Annotated in this window: 22 protein-coding genes and 1 pseudogene; 3 read left to right on the plus strand and 20 right to left on the minus strand. The window is 40.6% G+C overall.

The window, feature by feature from the left end; all coding sequences use genetic code 11:
* Positions 1–138: 138 nt before the first annotated feature.
* The 13 genes and pseudogenes from nagA to HMPREF3108_RS07555 form a co-directional block, all read right to left on the minus strand.
* Positions 139–1,290 (minus strand): N-acetylglucosamine-6-phosphate deacetylase, encoded by a 1,152-nt coding sequence (nagA, locus tag HMPREF3108_RS07500; protein ID WP_061594838.1) that lies wholly within the window; start codon positions 1,288–1,290, stop codon positions 139–141.
* A 160-nt stretch (positions 1,291–1,450) separates the two neighbouring features.
* Entirely contained in the window at positions 1,451–3,082 is a 1,632-nt protein-coding gene (locus HMPREF3108_RS07505) for a Na/Pi cotransporter family protein (protein WP_070494143.1), read from the minus strand.
* A gap of 144 nt (positions 3,083–3,226) precedes the next feature.
* Entirely contained in the window at positions 3,227–3,574 is a 348-nt protein-coding gene (gene rbfA, locus HMPREF3108_RS07510; RefSeq protein WP_008808551.1) for a 30S ribosome-binding factor RbfA, read from the minus strand.
* Positions 3,575–3,759: 185 nt separating this feature from the next.
* Positions 3,760–5,490 (minus strand): translation initiation factor IF-2, encoded by a 1,731-nt coding sequence (infB, locus tag HMPREF3108_RS11070; RefSeq protein ID WP_371106298.1) that lies wholly within the window; start codon positions 5,488–5,490, stop codon positions 3,760–3,762.
* 347 nt (positions 5,491–5,837) lie between these two features.
* Positions 5,838–6,621: pseudogene (locus tag HMPREF3108_RS11075) on the minus strand (translation initiation factor IF-2 N-terminal domain-containing protein); the annotation flags it as partial.
* Positions 6,622–6,638: 17 nt separating this feature from the next.
* A complete protein-coding gene (locus HMPREF3108_RS07520) occupies positions 6,639–6,938 on the minus strand; it encodes a YlxQ-related RNA-binding protein (protein WP_012000046.1) in 300 nt (99 codons plus the stop codon).
* On the minus strand, positions 6,931–7,227 hold the full coding sequence (gene rnpM, locus HMPREF3108_RS07525; protein ID WP_008808548.1) for an RNase P modulator RnpM: 297 nt from the start codon (positions 7,225–7,227) through the stop codon (positions 6,931–6,933). The genes HMPREF3108_RS07520 and rnpM overlap by 8 nt, the downstream gene beginning before the upstream one ends.
* 10 nt (positions 7,228–7,237) lie before the next feature.
* On the minus strand, positions 7,238–8,479 hold the full coding sequence (nusA, locus tag HMPREF3108_RS07530) for a transcription termination factor NusA (protein ID WP_045634222.1): 1,242 nt from the start codon (positions 8,477–8,479) through the stop codon (positions 7,238–7,240).
* A gap of 45 nt (positions 8,480–8,524) precedes the next feature.
* On the minus strand, positions 8,525–9,013 hold the full coding sequence (gene rimP, locus HMPREF3108_RS07535; RefSeq protein ID WP_048778822.1) for a ribosome maturation factor RimP: 489 nt from the start codon (positions 9,011–9,013) through the stop codon (positions 8,525–8,527).
* A 111-nt stretch (positions 9,014–9,124) separates the two neighbouring features.
* Positions 9,125–9,760, minus strand: coding sequence for a tRNA (guanosine(46)-N7)-methyltransferase TrmB (trmB, locus tag HMPREF3108_RS07540; RefSeq protein WP_048778825.1), 636 nt, complete (start codon positions 9,758–9,760; stop codon positions 9,125–9,127).
* On the minus strand, positions 9,757–10,551 hold the full coding sequence (gene ccrZ / locus HMPREF3108_RS07545; RefSeq protein WP_048778826.1) for a cell cycle regulator CcrZ: 795 nt from the start codon (positions 10,549–10,551) through the stop codon (positions 9,757–9,759). Before ccrZ ends, trmB begins: the two co-directional genes overlap by 4 nt.
* Before the next feature lie 40 nt (positions 10,552–10,591).
* Entirely contained in the window at positions 10,592–11,647 is a 1,056-nt protein-coding gene (locus HMPREF3108_RS07550) for an ABC transporter permease (RefSeq protein ID WP_070494145.1), read from the minus strand.
* The gene (locus HMPREF3108_RS07555) at positions 11,644–12,375 is read right to left on the minus strand and encodes an ABC transporter ATP-binding protein (protein WP_048778832.1); all 732 of its coding nucleotides are present in this window, start codon (positions 12,373–12,375) and stop codon (positions 11,644–11,646) included. Before HMPREF3108_RS07555 ends, HMPREF3108_RS07550 begins: the two co-directional genes overlap by 4 nt.
* A 138-nt stretch (positions 12,376–12,513) precedes the next feature.
* Between HMPREF3108_RS07555 and HMPREF3108_RS07560 the strand changes: the two genes are divergently transcribed.
* Complete coding sequence (locus HMPREF3108_RS07560) at positions 12,514–12,930, plus strand: HIT family protein (protein WP_048778834.1); 417 nt, start codon at positions 12,514–12,516, stop codon at positions 12,928–12,930.
* A 10-nt stretch (positions 12,931–12,940) separates the two neighbouring features.
* A complete protein-coding gene (locus HMPREF3108_RS07565) occupies positions 12,941–13,243 on the plus strand; it encodes a hypothetical protein (RefSeq protein ID WP_008808540.1) in 303 nt (100 codons plus the stop codon).
* 49 nt (positions 13,244–13,292) lie between these two features.
* Here the strand turns inward: HMPREF3108_RS07565 and HMPREF3108_RS07570 are convergent, their stop codons facing one another.
* The 6 genes from HMPREF3108_RS07570 to HMPREF3108_RS10990 all read right to left on the minus strand — a co-directional run bounded on the left by HMPREF3108_RS07570 (position 13,293) and on the right by HMPREF3108_RS10990 (position 17,838).
* A complete protein-coding gene (locus HMPREF3108_RS07570; RefSeq protein ID WP_045634227.1) occupies positions 13,293–14,504 on the minus strand; it encodes a glycopolymer--peptidoglycan transferase LytR in 1,212 nt (403 codons plus the stop codon).
* 6 nt (positions 14,505–14,510) lie between these two features.
* Complete coding sequence (locus HMPREF3108_RS07575) at positions 14,511–15,035, minus strand: GNAT family N-acetyltransferase (protein WP_045634228.1); 525 nt, start codon at positions 15,033–15,035, stop codon at positions 14,511–14,513.
* The gene (gene tsaE / locus HMPREF3108_RS07580; RefSeq protein WP_045634229.1) at positions 15,035–15,481 is read right to left on the minus strand and encodes a tRNA (adenosine(37)-N6)-threonylcarbamoyltransferase complex ATPase subunit type 1 TsaE; all 447 of its coding nucleotides are present in this window, start codon (positions 15,479–15,481) and stop codon (positions 15,035–15,037) included. The genes HMPREF3108_RS07575 and tsaE overlap by 1 nt, the downstream gene beginning before the upstream one ends.
* A gap of 82 nt (positions 15,482–15,563) precedes the next feature.
* Complete coding sequence (locus tag HMPREF3108_RS07585) at positions 15,564–16,988, minus strand: NCS2 family permease (RefSeq protein ID WP_045634230.1); 1,425 nt, start codon at positions 16,986–16,988, stop codon at positions 15,564–15,566.
* 108 nt (positions 16,989–17,096) lie between these two features.
* Positions 17,097–17,696 (minus strand): DUF1361 domain-containing protein, encoded by a 600-nt coding sequence (locus HMPREF3108_RS07590; RefSeq protein WP_045634231.1) that lies wholly within the window; start codon positions 17,694–17,696, stop codon positions 17,097–17,099.
* A 13-nt stretch (positions 17,697–17,709) separates the two neighbouring features.
* Complete coding sequence (locus HMPREF3108_RS10990) at positions 17,710–17,838, minus strand: hypothetical protein (protein ID WP_256262232.1); 129 nt, start codon at positions 17,836–17,838, stop codon at positions 17,710–17,712.
* Positions 17,839–17,856: 18 nt separating this feature from the next.
* Between HMPREF3108_RS10990 and HMPREF3108_RS07595 the strand changes: the two genes are divergently transcribed.
* A complete protein-coding gene (locus HMPREF3108_RS07595) occupies positions 17,857–18,669 on the plus strand; it encodes a Cof-type HAD-IIB family hydrolase (RefSeq protein WP_045634232.1) in 813 nt (270 codons plus the stop codon).
* A gap of 149 nt (positions 18,670–18,818) precedes the next feature.
* Here HMPREF3108_RS07595 and ilvA read toward each other — a convergent pair whose 3' ends face one another.
* Positions 18,819–20,069, minus strand: a complete 1,251-nt coding sequence (ilvA, locus tag HMPREF3108_RS07600; protein ID WP_046165127.1) for a threonine ammonia-lyase IlvA — start codon at positions 20,067–20,069, stop codon at positions 18,819–18,821.
* Positions 20,070–20,176: the final 107 nt, after the last annotated feature.

Genomic DNA, 20,176 nt, shown 5'->3' on the forward strand with positions numbered 1-20,176 from the left:
GTTTATTTCGTTGATATCATTATATCATGAATACATCATTTCTTATTGATTCAAATTTATTTTCTCAGTTTTTAAAAGTAGAAAAAACAGGCTCACCTGTTCTTTCTTTAAATATTTAGGAGACTTTTCTTTTGTATATTAGGCTTCAAACCTTTTCTCACCATCCAAGTATGTGGCAATCAAGTCCAAATCATCATTTAAAACGATAAAGTCCGCATCATAACCCTCTTTGATCTGACCGCAAACATCATCAATATGAACAGATTTAGCCGGAATCAGGCTAGCCATCATGACGGCTTGGTGAGGATTGGCAATGCCCCATTTAACAACATTCTTCAATCCATCTTTTAATTTCAAGATTGAACCCGCTAGGTTGCCTGTTGATTTGAGGCGGGCAGTCCCATCTGCCACAACCACTGGAAATTCACCCAGCATATAATCACCGTCTTCCAGACCGCCAGCTGTCATACAGTCCGTAATGAGAGCGATGTTTTCATGGCCCTTTTGCTTGATCAGAATATCGCAAGCCTTAGGATCCACATGGTGGCCATCACAGATTAATTCTGCGTAGGTATGAGGAAGCTCATACATGGCACCAACCATACCTAGCTCCCGGTGAGTCAAGCCACGCATACCATTATAGGCATGTACCCATACGCTAGCACCAGCTTCCACTGCTGCCTTGGCTTGGTCAAAGGTTGCATCTGAGTGGCCGAGTGCTACTGTCACACCTTCGTCAGTAATCGTGCGAACAAATTCTTCGACACCATTGCGTTCAGGCGCAAGGGCAATCTTATTTAGCAAGCCATTTGAGGCCTTTTGCCAAGCACGAAATTCATCCATACGAGGATCTTTCATGTAGGAAGGATTTTGCGCTCCCTTGTATTTCTCGGTGAAATAAGGTCCTTCAAAATATAGACCACGAATCTTGGCACCAGTAGCTTCTTTGTAGCGGGCACCGATATTTTCTGTTACAGCCAGCAAAAGCTCATAAGACGAAGTCAAAGTAGTTGGTAAAAAGCTCGTAACCCCTGTTGTCAAAAGACCATCACTCATGGTATGAAGGGTGCCTTCGATGTTATTGTCCATGACGTCCACTCCGCCAAAGCCATGAATGTGGGTATCTACTAGACCAGGTGCTATAGAATAACCAGTGTAATCAATCACTTCAGCATCAGCAGGAACTTCTTTGACCAGCTTTCCAAATTTGCTGTCTTTGATTTCTAAATAACCACCTTGACGGATCCCTTGAGGATAGAAAAACTGATCAGCTTTAATATATTTAGGCATAATATAACCTCCAGATTTTGTCCAAATAGACTAACTTTCTCCCTATTTGGTACTCATTGATTATGTCATCTATATTATAAACCTTTCCCATTTATTTGTAAATGGTATAGACCTATTTTATAAAAATTATTATATTAAAAAGACAGGAAGCTTTTCCTGTCTAAATTTGTTCTGCTTGGACCTTTTCAGCCAGATTCATAGCGTGGTCCGCAACCCTTGTATAGTGAGAAATGATATCGATAAAATTGACCCCAGCTTGTGGTGTACATTCTCCGCGGTTGAGGCGCGAAATGTGGGTCTTCCTAAGCTTACGCTCTAGCTGATCAATTTTCGTATGCTTTTCTTCTAGACTGTCAGCCAGTTCAATATTATTATCTTCGACCGATTGCAAGGCATCCTTGATAAAATCCAAGGTCATTTGGTAAATCGTTTCTAATTCTTCCAAGGCAGCTTCTGAAAAGATAACTTTTTTCTTAATCAGGTAGTCTGTCAGTTGAAGCAGGGCTTCACCGTGGTCCCCAATTCTCTCCAAATCTCGAGAAGAGTCTAGGATATTGGTTAAGACTTCACTTTCTTTTTGATTGAGCTGTTCTCCAGAAAGATCAATGAGATAACGTGTCAGTTCTTCGTCAATAGCATTGATGGCCACTTCCGTCTTATGACCCTTGTCTGCAGATTTTTCAGTATGGTTGATCAAATAATCATAGGATAGTTCAAAAGATTTAACAGCGTAGCTTCCCAAATGAAGCAATTCTTTCTTCGCATTTCCTAAAGCTAATGATGGTGCTTGCTTGATTAGGATCTTATCCAGATATAGCGGTTCGTACTTAACAACTTCATCTTCACCAGGGATTAGTTTGGTCACTATATAAGCAAGAAAACCAATCAGTGGGAATTGAAGAATGGTATTGGTAATGTTGAAGGCACCATGAGAGAAAGCAATCGTCATCTCAGGCGATAAGTGTAAGGTAGATTGGAACCACTGAACCATATTAGTAAAGGCCCCAAGAAAGAGTAGACAGACCAAGGTCCCAAAAACGTTAAAAAGCACATGAGATGCTGCAACACGTTTGGCAGCAATATTAGCACCCAAGGAAGCAATAATAGCTGTTATGGTCGTCCCGATATTGTCCCCAAAAAGCACCGGTAGGGCTCCTTGAAGACTAATCAAATCACTAGCATATAGATTTTGCAAGATACCAATCGTAGCAGATGAAGCCTGAATCAGCAAAGTCAATCCTGTTCCGACAAAGACTCCCAAAACTGGATTTTTGCTGAGCTGAATCATATAATCTTTGAAGACCTGTAAATCCTTAAGAGGTTCCATCGCTCCGCTCATCAGATTCAGCGCAAAGAATATCCCTCCGACCCCGAAGAGGATCCGACCAATATTGTTTATAGCACGGTTTTTAGTAAAGAATATACAAACAGCCCCGACAAAGAGAATTGGAAGGGCATATTCCCCCAGCTTAAAACCAATGATGAAGGAAGTCACTGTTGTTCCGATATTGGCCCCCATGACAATCCCGATGGCCTGGCGCAAGGTCAGAAGCCCCGCACTTACCATCCCGACAGTGATGACTGTCACACCTGAGCTGGATTGGATAAGAGCTGTCATCCCGATTCCAACTAGGATACCTAAGATAGGATTGCTGGTATACTTATCGATAAAATAACGCAGGCGATCACCAGCGGCTTGTTGCAGACCATCACCCATCATCTTGATACTATAAAGAAATAGTCCCAAACCACCTAAAAAGTTAAAAATAATATCTTGCCAATTAATGGACATCCTTTGCCTCCTAAAACCTCTTTCGAAGTATTCCTTTTATATTTTATAGAATAATCGTCAAAGTCACAAGACCTTTTTCAAAAAAAATGAAAAAACTATACTATTTTGTGCAAGAAAAAAAGACCACAGAAGGTCTTTTTCCTATTATTTATCCAAATCCCGCAACATTTGGTCAATCTTGTTACCATATTCAATTGACTGATCTTTTACAAAGGTCAGGTCTGGGATTTTATACATTTTTAAATTGTGGCCTAACTCACGTTTGATGGTTCCAGTTGCTTTTTCAAGTCCCAACTGGGCTTTTTGATTATCTGAAGCCAGATCACTCATAATAGTATAGTAGACCTTGGCCATTGATAAATCACCCAGCATTTGCACATCAGTGATGGTCACACCTTGGACACGCGGATCGCGGACTTTCTTTTGCAAAATCTCATTGACTTCGCGCTTGATTTCCATTCCAACCCGGTCTACACGGAAATGATTTGCCATTGGATTTCCTTTCTATTTCTTTCTCTGTAAGATAAGCTAGGCTCAGCCTAGCTTATTTTTATTTGGTGATAGAAGCTAGCCGTCTCATTTTGAGAAATGACTTGATCTAGGATTTCAGTAGAATCTGCCATCCTCATCAAAATTGATCTCATGAATACGGACTTAAAAGCTTCAGGATTTAGCTTTTATTTTTTAATTTCTTCCATGATGTAGGCTTCAATAGTATCATCTACTTGAATATCATTATAGCCCTCAATCATGAGACCACCTTCACGGCCGTTCGTAACTTCTTTGACATCGTCTTTGAAGTGCTTCAAACTAGCCAGTTGGCCGTCATAGATCACGACACCGTCACGAATCACACGGACCTTAGAGTCACGGGTAACTTTACCGCTGACAACCATAAATCCACCGATGGTACCAACTTTAGAAACCTTGAAGGTTTCACGGATAAGGGCTTCACCGATAATTTTTTCTTGGTACTCAGGGTCCAGCATTCCCTTCATGGCGTCTTCCACTTCTTCGATAACCTTGTAGATGATGCTGTGGAGACGAATTTCAACGCTATCAGACTCCGCTTGCTGACGAGCTTGTGGTGTAGGACGGACATTGAAACCGATAATAACGGCATTTGAAGCTTCAGCCAAGGTTACGTCTGATTCATTGATAGCACCAACTGCTGAGTGGACGATAGTTACCTTCACGCCCTCTACTTCAATCTTTTGTAGGGAAGCAGCCAAGGCCTCAACAGAACCTTGTACATCGGCTTTGATGATGACATTAACAGACTTCACTTCACCCGCTTTAAGGGTATCAAAGAGATTTTCAAGGCTGACACGGTGAGTGGCTTGACGTTGCTTAAGCAAAGCCCGTTTAGCACGTTCTTCACCGGCTGCACGCGCAGCTTTTTCATCTTCATAAACAGCGAAATGATCACCAGCCATTGGTGTTTCGTTCAGACCTGTGATAGAAACTGGTGTAGATGGACCAGCCACTTTGACACGACGACCCAAATCATTGGTCATCGCACGGACACGACCAAAGGTATTACCAACAACGATAGGATCTTGAACGTTCAAGGTACCTTGTTGGACAAGCAAGGTCGCAACAGCACCTTTTCCTTTATCCAAACGTGCTTCGATAACGGTACCGATGGCACGGACTGTTGGGTCAGCCTTAAGTTCTTGGATCTCTGCCACAAGAAGGACTGTTTCCAACAATTCATCGATATTTTGGTTAAACTTAGCTGAGATTTCTACAAACTCAGAGTCCCCTCCCCAAGCTGTTGACATAACACCATGCTCTGCCAATTCACCGATAACACGTTCAGGATTAGCGCCTGGCTTATCAATCTTGTTGATAGCAACAATGATTGGAACGTTAGCTGCTTTTGAGTGGTTGATCGCTTCAATAGTCTGAGGCATAACGCCATCATCAGCTGCAACGACCAGGATAGTGATATCCGTAACAGAAGCACCACGAGCCCGCATAGATGTGAAGGCCGCGTGTCCTGGCGTATCTAGGAAGGTAATCTTCTTGCCACCTTCGACGATTTGGTAGGCACCGATATGCTGAGTAATTCCTCCCGCTTCACCTGTCGCAACGCGTGAATTACGAAGGGTATCCAAGAGCGTTGTTTTACCATGGTCAACGTGACCCATGATAGTTACAACCGGTGGACGTTCTTCTAAAGCATCTTCATTGATGTAGCCTTCTTCGACAAAGAAACGTTCAATATCAGCAGTGTCAACTTCGACCTTCTTCTTAGCTTCGATACCATAGTCTACCATAAGGAGTTCAATAGTATCACCATCAAGAGATTGGTTTTGTGTTGCCATAACGCCCATCATAAAGAGCTTCTTAACGATTTCTGCTGGTTCACGTTTGATCCGTTTTGCAATTTCTGCCACGGTCATGCCGTCTGTATATTCAAATTCTGTTGGCAATTCATGGAATTTACGCTCTGTAACAGGTTTTGGAGTCGCATTATTATTCCGATTATTCTTGCCTTTTTTCGTTTTCTTATTGTTATTCCAATTACTATTCTTTTGATTTCTCACTTGATTTTGACTGCTTCGATTCTTTTGTTGTTTTCTTGGATCATCTTCTTCGTGATCAAAGTTATCACGTTCCTTATCAGGTCGTGCTTGTTTCTTCCGACGCGTATCTACAGCAGGCTCTTGAGTTGTTGGAGCCGGTGTTGCTGGTGCTTGCGCTGTAGTTTTTGGAGATTCTACTTCTACAAATAAATCTTCCAATTTAGCTTGTTCTTTACGCTTATTCTGCTCCCGCAAAGCTTCCTTGTTAGCCTTAGCCTGTTTGAAGCGCTCTTCACTAGAACGAGCATACTCAGCATTTTGCTCAGCTTTCAAGGCTGCTGCCCGCGCTTTAAAGTCAATCTTAGGCCCTTGGTTAAAGGACTGGCGTTGTTGATTGTATTGTGATTGACCTTGATTGCGATGTTGATTGCCTTGTTCCTGACGATTGCGGCGATCATTGCGATTTTGACTATTACGGTCATTGCGATCGTTTTGGTTATTCCGGCGTTCGTTGCGATCATTGCGGTTTCCTTGTGGTCTTTGTTGACCCTGTTGTTTACGGCGCTCCGCCTGCTCTTTCGCCCGTGCTTCCCTTTCCGCTTTAAAGTTACGGCTTTGTGGACGTGTAACTTTAGGAGCAGTAGTTCCTTGTGCTTGCTCTTGCTTAGTTGCTGGAGCTTTTGCACTAGTTTCTTCCACAGGCTTAGGAGATGATGCTGGGCTAGGTGATGGCTTGTTTGCTGCCTGTTCAGTCTTATCCTTTGCAGGCTTTGATGGCGTCGCCTCTGTTTTTATTGGCTCAGTACTTGGTTTTGCTTTGGCATCAGAAGCACCAGTAACTGCCTTTTTTACAGAAGCAAAACTGGCCACAATCTTATCCACAGCAGCAGCTTCAACACTAGATGAGTGACTTTTAACATCCAAGCCTAGCTCTTTTGCCCGCTGAACAATTTCCTTACTTTCTTTTCCCAGTTCTTTTGCGATTTCGTATAATCTTTTTTTAGACAAATCCTTGTCCTCCTGTTCTATTGCATAATAGACCTCATTTTCTTTGTAAAACCAGCATCTGTGATGGCAAGCACTTTTCTTGCTTTACCAATCGCAGAGCTCAATTCCAGTGTTGAAAACACGGTTGATACATCTACTTGGTAATAGTGGCTTTTATCATTAATTTTTTTACTCAAATTTGGAGCGGCATCATGGGCTAGAAAAACCAGTTTGGCCTTTCCTTCTTGAATGGCCTTAACGACTAATTCTTCACCAGAAATAATCCGTCCTGCTCTTTGTGCCAGACCTAGTAGATTTGCGACTTGTTGTTTATTCAAGACCTAACTCTCTTCTTTTCACTTTGTGATCAACATAAGCAATCAATTCATCATAGAAAGCTTCGTCCACTTCCATATTAAAACTGCGATTAAAGACTTGTTTCTTTTTAGCTTGAAGCGCTTCTTCGTTATCCAGTTTGATATAAGCGCCTCGGCCATTTGCCTTACCGGTTGGGTCAATAAATACTTGACCTTCCTTGTTTTTAACAATTCGCAGTAAATCACGTTTGTCAATCACTTGGTTTGAAACAACTGATTTTCTTAAAGGGATTTTTCGTGTTTTTGCCATACTTGCCCCCTTAGTCTAGCTCTGTAACTTCGCTTTCTTCAAGGTCTGTTGCTAGTGCTGCTGCAGCCATTTCTTCCATTGCCTGGTCCGTATAGGTCAGATTTGCATCATCTTCGTAGACAACTTCCTCTGCCACTTCTCCAAAGCCACCCAATTCATTAGCTGCTTCCATAGCTTCAAACTCACTGGCTGATTTGATATCAATACGATAGCCTGTCAAGTGAGCTGCCAAGCGAACGTTTTGTCCCCGACGACCAATGGCCAATGATAGTTTATTATCTGGAACGACCACTAGAGCACGTTTATTATCTTCTGCGTTAAAGATAACTTGGTCCACTTCAGCTGGTGCAATAGCATTGTAGATGAATTCAGCTGGATCTGCTACCCATTCGATAACATCAATATTTTCTTCAACAGGAACCATGCGATCGCTCTTGGCATCGTATTTTGCTGGGTGGAATTTGCTAGTGATTTTCTTGATATTAGCTCCACCACGACCAACGATTGTACCAATCGCATCTACATTTGGATTATGACTACGCACAGCAACCTTTGTACGGTCTCCTGCTTCACGAGCCACACTCATGATTTCTACAGTTCCGTCGTAAACTTCTGGAATTTCTTGTTCCATCAGACGTTTAATCATTTCAGGATGGCTACGGCTTACAAAGACATTCACTCCACGTGGGTTGTCTTCAACCTTGTAAACAAATACTTCGATCCGATCATGTGAAGCAAAAACTTCTCCAGGAATTTGATCTTGTTTAGAAAGTTGGGCTTCAATACTACCTAGGTTTACATAGATAAAACGGTTATCAAAGCGTTCTACCGTACCTGACATGATTTCATTTTCATGTTCCTTATAAGTGTTATAAGTGATAGTACGAGTTTGCTTGCGCATTTTTTCCATAATAGTCTGTTTAGCAGACTGAGCGGCAACACGACCAAACTCAACAGGAGCTTCTTCAAATTTAATCTTATCTCCTAGTTCATAAGCAGAACTAATAGCAAGCGCATCTTTCAAACTGATTTCTAAACGACTATCAAAAACTTCGTCCACAACTTCACGAACTGTATAAACATGGAAGTCACCCTTTTTCTCATCAAAATCAATCAAAGCACTATCAGCTTGACCATAACGACGACGATAAGCAGAACGAAGAGATTCTTTTACTGCGTCAATAATGTCTTCTTTTTTGATACCTTTATCTTCTTCTAAGATGCGGAAAGCATCTAGCATTTCTTTACTCATGTTCTCTTAGCTTTTGCTGGGCAAAAGCAATCCTTTCTTTTATTTCTAAAACTTAACAGCGAGTCTTGCCTTGGAAACAAGACTATAGGGGATTTCAATGGTTTTCTTTCTGGTTTTGTCCATGTATTCCATGGTCAATTGGTCATCTTCGAACTTCACTAGTATTCCTTCAATGACCTTTTGTTTGTCAACCGCCTTGTACAAGCTGACATGGATATATTGACCCAGAGCTTTTTCCACTGCATCTTTGGTTTTCAAGGGACGCTCCAAACCAGGACTCGTCACTTCTAGGAAATACTGCTCAGGGAATGGATCTGGTTGAATCTGATCCAACAGAGGACTAATCACTTCCGTTAAATCGGCCGTATCATTCAGGGTAATACCACCTGGCTTATCAACAAAGATACTTAAAACATAATCTCCTACAATCTTTTCATATTCCACATCCACCAATTCAAATGGAGCTTGAATGGCCGGTTGAAGAATTTCTGTTACTAATTCAACAATTGTTGCGATAGGACAACACCTCCTCATAGATAAGAGGCGAAGAATGATCTCCGCCTCACTTTCTAATATTCACTAAACTATATTATAGCACTCCTCTCTTTAAAAAGCAAGAGATAGAGGCTTTTTCAGCATTTTTTATTAAAATACTGCTTCTACTCGGTAAATAACCTGCCCTTTGCTAGAAAATTTTTGTTCATACTCCGTCAGAACATTTCCTTCAAAGTCGCTCGCATGTAAGTCAAGCCAGACCCCTTTCAACTTCATACCATACTGAGAAAAGCTAACCAGGCTGTACTCAAACAAACCACGGTTGTCCGTCTTAAAATGGACTTCTCCTTTTTCAGGTAAAATCTGCTTAAAGGTGTCCAGAAAAGACTTATAGGTTAAGCGACGTTTCTCATGGCGTTTTTTGGGCCAAGGATCAGAGAAATTCAAATAAAGTCGATCAATTTCCCCGTCAGCAAAATAGTTAGTCAAATCAGAACCGTCCACCCAGAGTAATTTGATATTAGGGACATCGGTTGCTAAGACCTTGTCAAGAGCGTAGCTAAGAACTGATTTTTGGATATCAATTCCGATATAATTGATATTTGGGTTGGCCTTGGCCATACCAGTAATAAAGGCCCCTTTACCACTTCCAACTTCAATATGAATCGGGTGATCATTACCAAAAAGCTCCTGCCATTTTCCTTTAGCATCAGCTGGGTTTAAGACGACATATTGGGGATTGGCTTCTAGAAGCTCTGTAGCCCCCTTGCGGTTTCTTACTCTCATGATTCCTTTCTGTATTTGGCCCGGAAATTGCGCAAGGCATAAATTTCACGGTTCACATTTTCTAAATCGTTATTCTCATAATACTTAGCGACTTGGCAAAGGTAGCTATACTGACTGTACCAGTAGAGCTTTTCTAAAACCTTTTCATTGTATTTATAGCCATAATAAATCAGCCATTCTTCCCAACGTGCTTCTGGAATATAGTGACTGAGCAAATGTGCTACGTCGAACATTCTATCTGTTAAGCGGACAGAGTCCCAATCAACGAGGTATATCAATCCACTCCTTGTTTCTACCCAGTTACTATGACGCACATCTCCATGCACAATGGTTGCGTAATCTTCTCGGAAGGCAGGCAAGTTTTTACGTAAGTCTGCAATGATGGAATGTAAATACTGGTTGCTCTTCAAGGCCATAGGCACTTTTTCTACCCAGTTATCTAAGAGATCATTAGGATGCTCTAAAGTGTAACCTAGTTTTGTCAACTGAGTCATTAGTGGCCGTGACCGGTGCAGACGGATTAAAATATCAAAAATTTGCTTTCTTTCCAAACCATCCGGCCCTAAAATTTCACCAGACAGCCATTCTTGTGCAGTCATCACATTGCCATCAGGAAGACGGCGGCTCCATAGAAGTTGCGGAGCAATTTGTTCCTTAGCAAGCCCTGCCAAAATTGGAGTCGTATTCATCTTCACAAATACGCGCTCTCCATCAGGATAACTGCCCATATAAGCCTTCCCGCTCTTACCATTTATAGGCGTTAGGGTCAGTTCATTATCGTTCAAGTCCATTCTTACCCTCCATCAAAGTTTCCAATCTATTTTACTAGTTTTAAGCCCTTTCGTCAACCAATCCTTTAAGCTTGTATGGTAGATAAACTGCGTAAAGTATCAGGTATACAAGAAGGATAAAAAGGACCATTATTTTTTCTTTAAAAAATAGCAGAGCTGTCAATAATTCTACGATTAATACGACTGCTCCAATGCTAGTGATAACTCGTTTAGCTCCTTTTACCTTTGCACTTTCCTCTAGAGGGAAGAGTTTGATTAAATATTGATAATCATAAGCGTCATACAAGGCTAGAAGCTGAAAGAGCAAGAGGTACTGAAAAAGACCGACAAACACTGTTGCAATCATGCTTTGAGGCAGAAAAATAATGATCAGCAAAGATAAAATCAACAAACGTAGACTAAGGGCAAAAAAGTCCCCATTTCTCAAATAAGAGCGCAAGAAGAGATTGTCCCAAACTTTCTCTTGGTTCTTGGACAGGCGGTTGGTCAAGAAATCTAAATAAGCTCGTCTTTTTACGCTACTTGATATTCCCTTAACATTCGTAAAGAGAGCAAAAAATTGCAAAATTCGCTGTTGACGTCTCTCTTCGTAGGCAATTAGAGACTTCCAATCAAGCCCTTCCTGCAAATAGAATTTCCGACTTTTCCATTGAAATACTAGAGCTTTCAAAGCAAATAGGAACAAACAATATAGAGCAAATCCCCATATAGGCATACCTAAAGCTAGAAAAAGAGGTGCCAAGAGAAGCAAAACCAAGGTTTGCAAAATTCCCCAAAGAATAAAAGAATTTCGCCTTTGTTTTCCGACATAGACACGGACTTCTTCTTCCTTAGCCAAAAGAAAGAGGCTATCTGGCTTTTCAAGATAGGTAGCAATCCTGCCCATAAAAATCAGGCCTAATGATAGGAAGACTAAGGCTAGCCAGATAGGCAAATGATTTTTAGGAAAATTGCGAAGCAACTGGCTGTATTGAACCGCTGTAAAGCCCAAGAAAACCATTAAAAATAGAACAAAGTGGTCATTCAGAACATAGCGCAGATATTTGACACACTGATTCCGAAAATCCAGTTTGCGCTTAGCAAATACTTCTCTCATAGGGTTGCCTCTTCTGTCAAAGCTAGATAGATTTCATTGAGACTTGCATCTGGCAATGAAAATTCTTCTCGCAACTGAGCTAAATTTCCTTTAGCCCGTACCTGACCCTTGTGCAAGATAACAAAAGAATCACACATTTTCTCTGCCGAATCAAGCACATGAGTACTCATCAGGATAGACTTTCCTTTAGCCTTTTCTTCTGCCAAGAGCTCAATCAAATCAGAAATGGCCAGAGGATCCAATCCTAAAAAAGGCTCGTCCACAATAAACAAGCTAGGGTCAATCACAAAGGCACAGATGATCATAACCTTCTGCTTCATCCCCTTTGAAAAATTGACAGGAAACCAATCTAACTTGTCTTTAAGACGGAAGATCTGAAGCAATTTATCCACTCGATCCATAGCTGTTTGCGAGTCAATGTCATAGGCCATAGCAACCGTCTCGATATGTTCCTTCAAGGTTAATTCTTCGTAGAGACTCGGTGTTTCAGGGATAAAACCAATCTTTTTGCGATAGGCTGTCCTGTCTGACTTCAGACTCAAACCATCTATCAAAATCTCCCCTTGATAAGGCGTCAATAGGCCGATTATTTCATTGATGGTTGTTGACTTTCCAGCTCCGTTTAGACCAATCAGTCCGACAAGCTGACCGTCTCCAACTTCAAAACTGACATCTTTCAAAACAGGAATATTGACATAGCCACCTGTAAGCCCTTTTATTTCTAACATTTTTTCTCCAATTTCTGGTATAATATCTGTATTGTGGGTACTGCTCTTGAGTCAACAAGACGTCTCCTTTTTAAGACGATAAGCTCAGTATTGCAGTCTCCTCTATTATATCAAAATCTAGCCAAAGAGGTGCATTTTATGACAGATTGTATTTTTTGTAAAATTATTGCAGGAGACATCCCTGCGGCTAAAGTCTATGAAGACGAAGCCGTTCTAGCCTTTCTTGATATTTCACAAGTAACGCCTGGTCACACACTTGTTGTCCCCAAGCAACACTTTCGTAACCTTCTGGAGATGGACGGAAACAGTTCTAGTCAACTCTTCGAACGTGTGCCTCAAATCGCCCGTAAAGTTATGAAAGCAACTGGTGCGGCAGGCATGAATATCATTAATAATAACGAAGAAATTGCTGGCCAAACTGTTTTTCATACCCATGTTCATTTAGCGCCACGCTATGATGAAAATGACGATTTAAAACTAACCTTTGTTGCTCATGAACCTGACTTTTCTGAACTAAGTCGCTTGGCAGCAGAAATTTCTCAAGCTATAGATTAGGAGGCTTATAATGAAATTATCTAACCTCTTTCTCTTTACCGGAGCAGCCGTCACTAGTTACTTACTGGTAAAAAATCGCGAAAGCATTACAGACGAAATCAGTGATACTGGCCAACTATTACACAAAGCACAAGACAGCCTATCTGAAATCCAAGCTAACTTAAGTTACCTAAGAGAGCAAAAAAGCACACTGGAAGATATAAGCAAAGACCTCCAATATAAGATCAATGTTTTTAACCAAGAAGCGCAAGCAAGATTTGCTGAAATTCAAGATATTTGGGAATCTTCTCCTATCAAACAAAAAAATAATTAGATTTAAAAAGAGTCAAGTTTTCAAATGCTGAAAGCTTGACTCTTTGTTATTATTGCGCTTCTGTTCCAGTCGCAGTAGATTGTTCCTGGGTCGTAGGCGTTGCTGTTGCCGTCTGATCCACTGAACTAGGTGATGTAATTGTATTCCCCTGACTGGTACTAGCCGGAGTTGAATAAGAGTAAGTATTATTTGAATAAGTCGTTTCTGTGTCCGTCGCATCCGATAAGGACGAAGAATAGCCAGCAGAAGAACTTGTTGAAGGCCCACCACTTCCATCTATTTCATCATACAAGACTGCATTGGTCTCTAATTTTGACAAAGTACTTAATCCAAGTGACTTACGCAAGATATTTTGCATTTCTAACAAGTGGTCTCGTGTCACGATTTGGTAACTTCCACCATCAGCTAGAGTCGCATCTTCGCCTCGTAATTGCTGGCTATCAATTCGTCTGAAAGCATCCTTGTAGCCCAGAAGCTGAGGTATACTTCCAGATGTTAATTCAATATTGGTTTGCATATTTGAACTAACAGCCTTCAAAATAGCTTGATAGTGACTCACACTATTTAGACTGAGAACCTTCTCAACAACTTTTTTGATCACTTCACGTTGGCGTTTTTGACGACCATAGTCTCCTTCTGGATCTTGATAGCGCATCCGAGCGTATACCAAGGCTTGGTCCCCATTAATCTTTTGAACACCCGGCTCAATCTTAGCTGTGTATTCTGGTTCATTTTCTTCGATAGAAATCGGAAAATCGAAGGTATTATTAACTGTAATGCCCCCGACAGCATCCACCAATTGAACAAGGCCCTTCATATTAATCAAAACATAGCGATCGATATGAATATTCATCATCTCTTGGATAGTGGAAATAGCCAACTTAGCACCGCCTGAAGCGTAGGCTGAGTTTAATTTTGCCTCAACTGTTTCACCATCTTTATCCTTAAATTTGGTAAGAATATCTCTTTCCAAACTCATCATAACTGTCTTCTTAGTTGTTGGATTGACGGACAGTAAAATCATACTATCACTATTTCCAGCCCAAGTATCTTCACGAGAGCCACTACCTGTATCCACTCCCATCAGAAGAATCGTCATAGGTTTTGTAGCAGAGATAACATCTGTTTCTCCTCCCAGACTCTTATAGGTCTTCGAGAGTTCTCCAGTAGACTGATCATAAATAGTCCAGGCATAGGCTCCCACTCCCATGACTGTCACCAGCAATAAACTTAAAAACATTAATAAGGTCTTTTTAAACATATATTTTTAATCTATCAGTTTTCCCATGAGGTAAACATCTAGAAATTTCCCTTCGTCTAGATAGGCTCCACGTTTTTGTAAGCCTTCAATCTCAAAGCCTAAACTTTGATAGAGATGCACTGCTCGTTCATTTCTTACTTGCACACTTAGAGCTAATTTGCGGATCACACCCGACTGGCTAGCCCAATCAATGGCTTCCTCCATGAGAATCCTACCCAAACCTTGGTTCCAGTATGATTTTCTTACAGCAATGAACAGATCGCCAATATGGCAAACACGCGCATGACGATCAGCAGTAATATTGATTAGTCCGGCCAAGTTTTCATCTAGGAAAGCCAGAATAGAAATTCGATTTTCCAAGGAAGCCTGCAAGTCTAAAAATTCAGCCATTTGCTGCACACTCATCATGACTCCCTCCTCATCCAAAGTCGTATAATCAGACTCTAGACCAATCTGACTGAGAAAGTCAATCAGAAGTTCCGCATCACTAGCTTTAGCTTCCCTCAATAGCAAATCATATTCTCTTGGCATTAACGGATTTCGCTTTCTATCTTTTGCAAGAGATCCTTTGAAGCTTGTCCAACAGCCTCGAATAAAATCCGCCTTCCGTCTTCTTCTTTGACAAGCTGAATCTTCAGGTAATCTTGTGGCAAACTATCAGCCAAAAGCTCTCCCCACTCGATAACAGTAACACCATCACCAAAGAGGAAGTCATCTAGGTCAATCGAATCGGGATCTTCTCCAATCCGGTAAACATCCAGATGATAAAGTGGCAACCGTCCTTCATACTCTCGAACAATGGTATAGGTAGGACTCTTGATCATTTGCCTAATATCCAATCCTTGAGCAATCCCCTTGGTCAGGGTTGTTTTACCAGCCCCCAGATCGCCCGATAAAATCAGCACATCTCGTGCTTGAAGTAAGCGGCCTATTTTCTGACCAATAGCAATCAGCTCATTCTCATTATGACTAAACATAAGTCTTATTATACCAGAAAAAATTTTTTCATGCATAAAATCGCAACATAAAAAAGAAGCTGGATAAATCCAACTTCTCTGATTATTTTGCCAAAGCCAGACTGACGAAGTTTAAAATGAAGAGAGCATCCAAAATCCAAATCATAGTATGAACTTCTTTGGCTTGTCCCTTTACTGTTTTAACCAGAGCGTACATGATAAAACCAGCTGCGATACCATGAGTAATGCTGTAGCTGAATCCCATGAATATTGAAGTGAAGAATGCAGGGATTGCTTCAGTCAAATCATCCCATTCGATGTTTTTCAGACTACCCAGCATCATAATTCCAACAACAATCAAAATCGGAGCTGTCGCAACAGTTGGAACGATTGCTAAGAGAGGGCTAAAGAAGCTAGATATAGCAAAACAGATTGCTACGACTAGAGCTGTCAGACCAGTTCGTCCTCCCGCTCCAATACCTGCTGCTGACTCTACATAAGTAGTAACGTTTGAGGTTCCTGCAATAGCACCAATAGAAGTCCCAATCAAGTCTGAATACAAAGCCTTATCTAATCTCTCAGATTCATGGTTTTCTCCAGAACTTGCCACAATCCCAACTTTTTCTCCTGTACCGATTAGGGTTCCGATCGTATCAAAAATATCTGTCAATGAGAAAGCCAAAATAGCCATAAAAGTCTGAGGTAAACGAGCTGTATCAGTAAAGAGAGCTCCTAAACCTTTTGGACCAATTGCTACACCAAAAATTTCTCCCAACTCTTTAAAGGCAGTACCAAGATTATTTTGACTCAAGTCAATTAAGGATAGGTTTACCAAACCAACAGAAATGGCAACCACAGTTGTAGCAAAGATGGATAGGATAACTCCGCCCTTAATTCCTTTTACTACAAAAAAGACAGTAATCGCTAAACCTACCAAGGCAACTAAAACAGCAGGATCATTAAAAGCAACTAGGCCTGGTGTAGCAGATGAGTTAGCAGTAATAGCCGATTGAGCTTTCTCGACACTTTCGCCAGCAACTGTATAGGTCCCCGGGTCAATAGAAAACTTCAATAAGCCTGCATTTTTAATCCCTACATAGGCTAAGAAAACACCAATACCAGCTGAAATTGCAGCTCTTAAGGATCCTGGAATAGACTCAATAATGGTCTTCCGAATCTTGGTCAAGGTAATAATCAAAGAAATGATTCCACAGATGAAGACCATTCCCAAGGCTTCCTGCCAAGTATAGCCTAAACTAAAGACAACTGTAAAGGTGAAGAAGGCATTCAGACCCATCCCAGGTGCTTGTGCGTAGGGCAGATTAGCATAAAAGGCCATCATCAAGGTACCAGCCACAGCACCAATAATTGTTGCTAAAAATACTCCTTGTGCTGGCATACCAGTTTGAGATAGCATTGCTGGATTGACAAAGAGAATATAACTCATCGCAAAGAATGTTGTTAAGCCAGCGAGAATTTCTGTACGAACGGTCGTACCATTCTCCTTTAATTTAAAAAGCTTGTCCAATTCATAACTCCCATCTATAGACAAAGATTTTAGTTCGTTTTAAACGAACAACGAATCCATTATAACAAAAAAACATTCATCTTTTCAAGACAAATGTTTATATTTTTATTATTTTTTATCATCTCTTACCATAAAAACCAAACTCATGAACTGAATAAATGTAAACCCCAGTATAAAAAACAAGCGTTCCCTTTGAAAAGTAGCTAATAACTTCTCAACTACTTGACTGGGATTATTAATTAAATCCCACGTATTTAAGCGGTCATAACGACCGATATAAATTGCTAAACTAGAGATAAAAGAGAGGCCACCTGTTACGAGTAAGTCCAGCCACCAAGTTAATCTCAAACGCCCTCTAATAATGATCCAACTTTCAATTCCACAGTATACACCAAACAAGATGCTTGGAACAAAAGCCATAAACAAATGCAAACTAGTCTTATTCCATAAGGTATCTCCAACCCAATGCATATGAACAATATCAGTTATCATATAAAAAGTATTGGGATAAAAGACCAGCCAAAGGATGAAAAATACGGGAAATAACCAAGCCTGTTTAAAATAACGAGTCAAAATAGCAAAATCATAAGCAATCAAAGCCAGCATCATGTTCCAGACTAAGTCAGGACCTGACTTAGTTATTCCTTCCATGTATACTAACAAGGAAATCAATAGAAAAAATAAATGAATCATGAAAATTTTACGCATACAAGAAAACTCCTCACTTAGAAATAAAAAGTCCAACCAGATGTAATTGTTCATTACAACCGTCTGCCTCGACCTTTGGAAATTCATTATAACACAAATCACTACCATTAAACTTAAAATCTGCTATAATAGGAACTATCATACATGAAGAGGATTTAACATGGCGCATAAAATTATTGCTGTAGACCTAGATGGTACTTTGCTTAATTCGCAAAGTCAATTGTCAGATTTTACTAAAGAGACCATAAAAAAAGTCGCTCAAAAAGGTCATAAGGTCATCATTACAACTGGTCGCCCCTACCGCATGGCTCACCAGTACTATGAAGAATTGGGGCTGGATACTCCTATGATTAACTTCAATGGCTCTCTAACACATCTACCAGGTAAAAAATGGAAATTTGAACAATCTTTGACAGTCGATAAATCATTTCTAATTGATATGGTTGCTCGAGAAGAAGAAATTGAAGCAGACTTTATTGCCGGTGAGTACCGCAATAAATTTTACATTACCAACACCAACGAAGAAATTGCCAATCCTCAATTATTTGGCGTAAATGCTTTTGTCCCTGAGAATCAGTTTAACCCTCAGCTCGTCACTAAGAATCCTAGTGTCATTCTCTTGCAGACACGAGCAGAAGATAAATATGCCCTAGCCGATCAAATGAGTTCATTTTACCAACATGAGCTTACCATCAATACCTGGGGCGGACCTCTCAACATTCTTGAATGTACTCCCAAAGGAGTCCACAAGGCCTTTGCCTTGAAGTATCTTTTAAATATAATGAATGTTGACCGTAAAGATTTGATTGCTTTTGGTGATGAACACAATGACACTGAAATGTTAGAGTTTGCTGGTACTGGCTATGCTATGAAAAATGCGAATACTAGTCTCCTGCCTTTTGCTGATCAACAACTGGGGTTAACAAACGATCAGGACGGTGTGGCCCATGAACTAATGAGATTGTTCCTTTAAGCACCTAACCTATAAATAAAAATCAACACCACAAGACAGAGATTTTGTGGTGTTTTTCAATGTTTTAAAAAATTAGAATAACAAAAAAGAATTGGCCTTGTATGCAACAAAACCAAATCTTTCTTTCCCAATCGTAATCAAAGACCTAATCAAACCAAGAGATTGTATAGGCTCTCATTACCATGAAGATTAATGTAGCCAGGATCAAACTCTGATAAGCGTGAAAGCAAAGCTTCATAATCATTCTTATCACCCAGAGCAATACCGATTAAAACCGGACCTGTTCCCTTGTTGGCACGTTTTATATATTCAAAACGCGTGATATCATCGTTGACACCTAAAATGTTATTCACAAATTCTCGAAGAGCACCCGGACGTTGTGGGAAATTAACCACAAAATAGTGCTTAATTCCATCGTAAATAAGGGCGCGTTCTTCCATTTCTTGCATCCGGTTGATATCATTGTTACCCCCTGAAATAATGCAGACAACGTTTTTTCCTTTGATTTCTTCTTTCATTACCTCTAACGCTGCAATGGAAGCTGCACCTGCTGGTTCAGCAATGATTCCTTGTTTGGAATACATATCAATCAAGGTCTCTGAAATCAGGCCTTCATCCACACCAACCAGTTTATCAACATATTTACGAGCTACTTCATAAGTTGATTGCCCAACCTTTTGGACAGCAATTCCGTCCGCGAATTTGTCAATTTCCTCTAACTTAACTGGCTCTCCGTGATCAAAGGCGGCTTGCATACTCTGAGCACCCGAAGCCTCAACTCCAATCACTTCCATTCCAGGTGCAACATACTTAATATAAGTTGAAACTCCTGAAATCAGACCTCCCCCACCAACTGGAACGAAGATCTGATCAAAATCAACACCTTCTTCTTGGGCTTGTTCATGGATTTCGTAAGCCACCGTTCCTTGACCAGCCTGAACATTTAGATCATCAAAAGGATCAATGAAGGTTAGTTTTTCTGATTTGGTAAATTCTTGTGCGGCCTTAGCAGAGGCATCAAACGTATCTCCTACCAACTTAATGGTTACATAATCGCCACCAAAAAATCGCACTTGTCCAATCTTTTGCTGGGGTGTCGTAACAGGCATAAATATCGTCGCTGGGATTTTCATCTCATGGCAAGTAAAAGCTACTCCCTGCGCGTGATTTCCAGCAGAAGCACAGACCACTCCTCTTTTTTTATCCTCTTCAGATAGCTGGTGAATGGCGTAATACGCACCACGAATCTTAAAGGAGCGTACCTTTTGCATATTTTCCCGCTTCAGATAAACTGTCGCCCCATATTTTTCAGATAAATAACGGTCAAAATCCAGTGGAGTCCGTTCAACTACATTTTTTAATACTTGATGGGCTTTAAAAATATCTCTAGCTGCAAGCATACAATTCCCTTCTTTATGTATTATCCTTTTTATGTATTATCCTTGTAAGCGTGGAAATCAATTAACCACACCAAAGCCAATCCCAGCTGTTACCATTTTTTTAACAA

This window comes from Streptococcus sp. HMSC10A01, assembly GCF_001807785.1.
GTDB classification, from domain to species: Bacteria; Bacillota; Bacilli; order Lactobacillales; family Streptococcaceae; genus Streptococcus; species Streptococcus gordonii.

What these genes read in the sequence shown, in the direction of transcription:
- nagA (WP_061594838.1), bottom strand. Translation starts at nt 1,290, where the DNA reads ATGCCTAAATATATTAAAGCTGATCAGTTTTTCTATCCTCAAGGGATC.
- HMPREF3108_RS07505 (WP_070494143.1), bottom strand. Translation starts at nt 3,082, where the DNA reads ATGTCCATTAATTGGCAAGATATTATTTTTAACTTTTTAGGTGGTTTG.
- rbfA (WP_008808551.1), bottom strand. Translation starts at nt 3,574, where the DNA reads ATGGCAAATCATTTCCGTGTAGACCGGGTTGGAATGGAAATCAAGCGC.
- infB (WP_371106298.1), bottom strand. Translation starts at nt 5,490, where the DNA reads ATGACCGTGGCAGAAATTGCAAAACGGATCAAACGTGAACCAGCAGAA.
- rnpM (WP_008808548.1), bottom strand. Translation starts at nt 7,227, where the DNA reads ATGGCAAAAACACGAAAAATCCCTTTAAGAAAATCAGTTGTTTCAAAC.
- nusA (WP_045634222.1), bottom strand. Translation starts at nt 8,479, where the DNA reads ATGAGTAAAGAAATGCTAGATGCTTTCCGCATCTTAGAAGAAGATAAA.
- rimP (WP_048778822.1), bottom strand. Translation starts at nt 9,013, where the DNA reads ATGAGGAGGTGTTGTCCTATCGCAACAATTGTTGAATTAGTAACAGAA.
- trmB (WP_048778825.1), bottom strand. Translation starts at nt 9,760, where the DNA reads ATGAGAGTAAGAAACCGCAAGGGGGCTACAGAGCTTCTAGAAGCCAAT.
- ccrZ (WP_048778826.1), bottom strand. Translation starts at nt 10,551, where the DNA reads ATGGACTTGAACGATAATGAACTGACCCTAACGCCTATAAATGGTAAG.
- HMPREF3108_RS07550 (WP_070494145.1), bottom strand. Translation starts at nt 11,647, where the DNA reads ATGAGAGAAGTATTTGCTAAGCGCAAACTGGATTTTCGGAATCAGTGT.
- HMPREF3108_RS07555 (WP_048778832.1), bottom strand. Translation starts at nt 12,375, where the DNA reads ATGTTAGAAATAAAAGGGCTTACAGGTGGCTATGTCAATATTCCTGTT.
- HMPREF3108_RS07560 (WP_048778834.1), top strand. Translation starts at nt 12,514, where the DNA reads ATGACAGATTGTATTTTTTGTAAAATTATTGCAGGAGACATCCCTGCG.
- HMPREF3108_RS07565 (WP_008808540.1), top strand. Translation starts at nt 12,941, where the DNA reads ATGAAATTATCTAACCTCTTTCTCTTTACCGGAGCAGCCGTCACTAGT.
- HMPREF3108_RS07570 (WP_045634227.1), bottom strand. Translation starts at nt 14,504, where the DNA reads ATGTTTAAAAAGACCTTATTAATGTTTTTAAGTTTATTGCTGGTGACA.
- HMPREF3108_RS07575 (WP_045634228.1), bottom strand. Translation starts at nt 15,035, where the DNA reads ATGCCAAGAGAATATGATTTGCTATTGAGGGAAGCTAAAGCTAGTGAT.
- tsaE (WP_045634229.1), bottom strand. Translation starts at nt 15,481, where the DNA reads ATGTTTAGTCATAATGAGAATGAGCTGATTGCTATTGGTCAGAAAATA.
- HMPREF3108_RS07590 (WP_045634231.1), bottom strand. Translation starts at nt 17,696, where the DNA reads ATGCGTAAAATTTTCATGATTCATTTATTTTTTCTATTGATTTCCTTG.
- HMPREF3108_RS10990 (WP_256262232.1), bottom strand. Translation starts at nt 17,838, where the DNA reads ATGATAGTTCCTATTATAGCAGATTTTAAGTTTAATGGTAGTGATTTG.
- HMPREF3108_RS07595 (WP_045634232.1), top strand. Translation starts at nt 17,857, where the DNA reads ATGGCGCATAAAATTATTGCTGTAGACCTAGATGGTACTTTGCTTAAT.
- ilvA (WP_046165127.1), bottom strand. Translation starts at nt 20,069, where the DNA reads ATGCTTGCAGCTAGAGATATTTTTAAAGCCCATCAAGTATTAAAAAAT.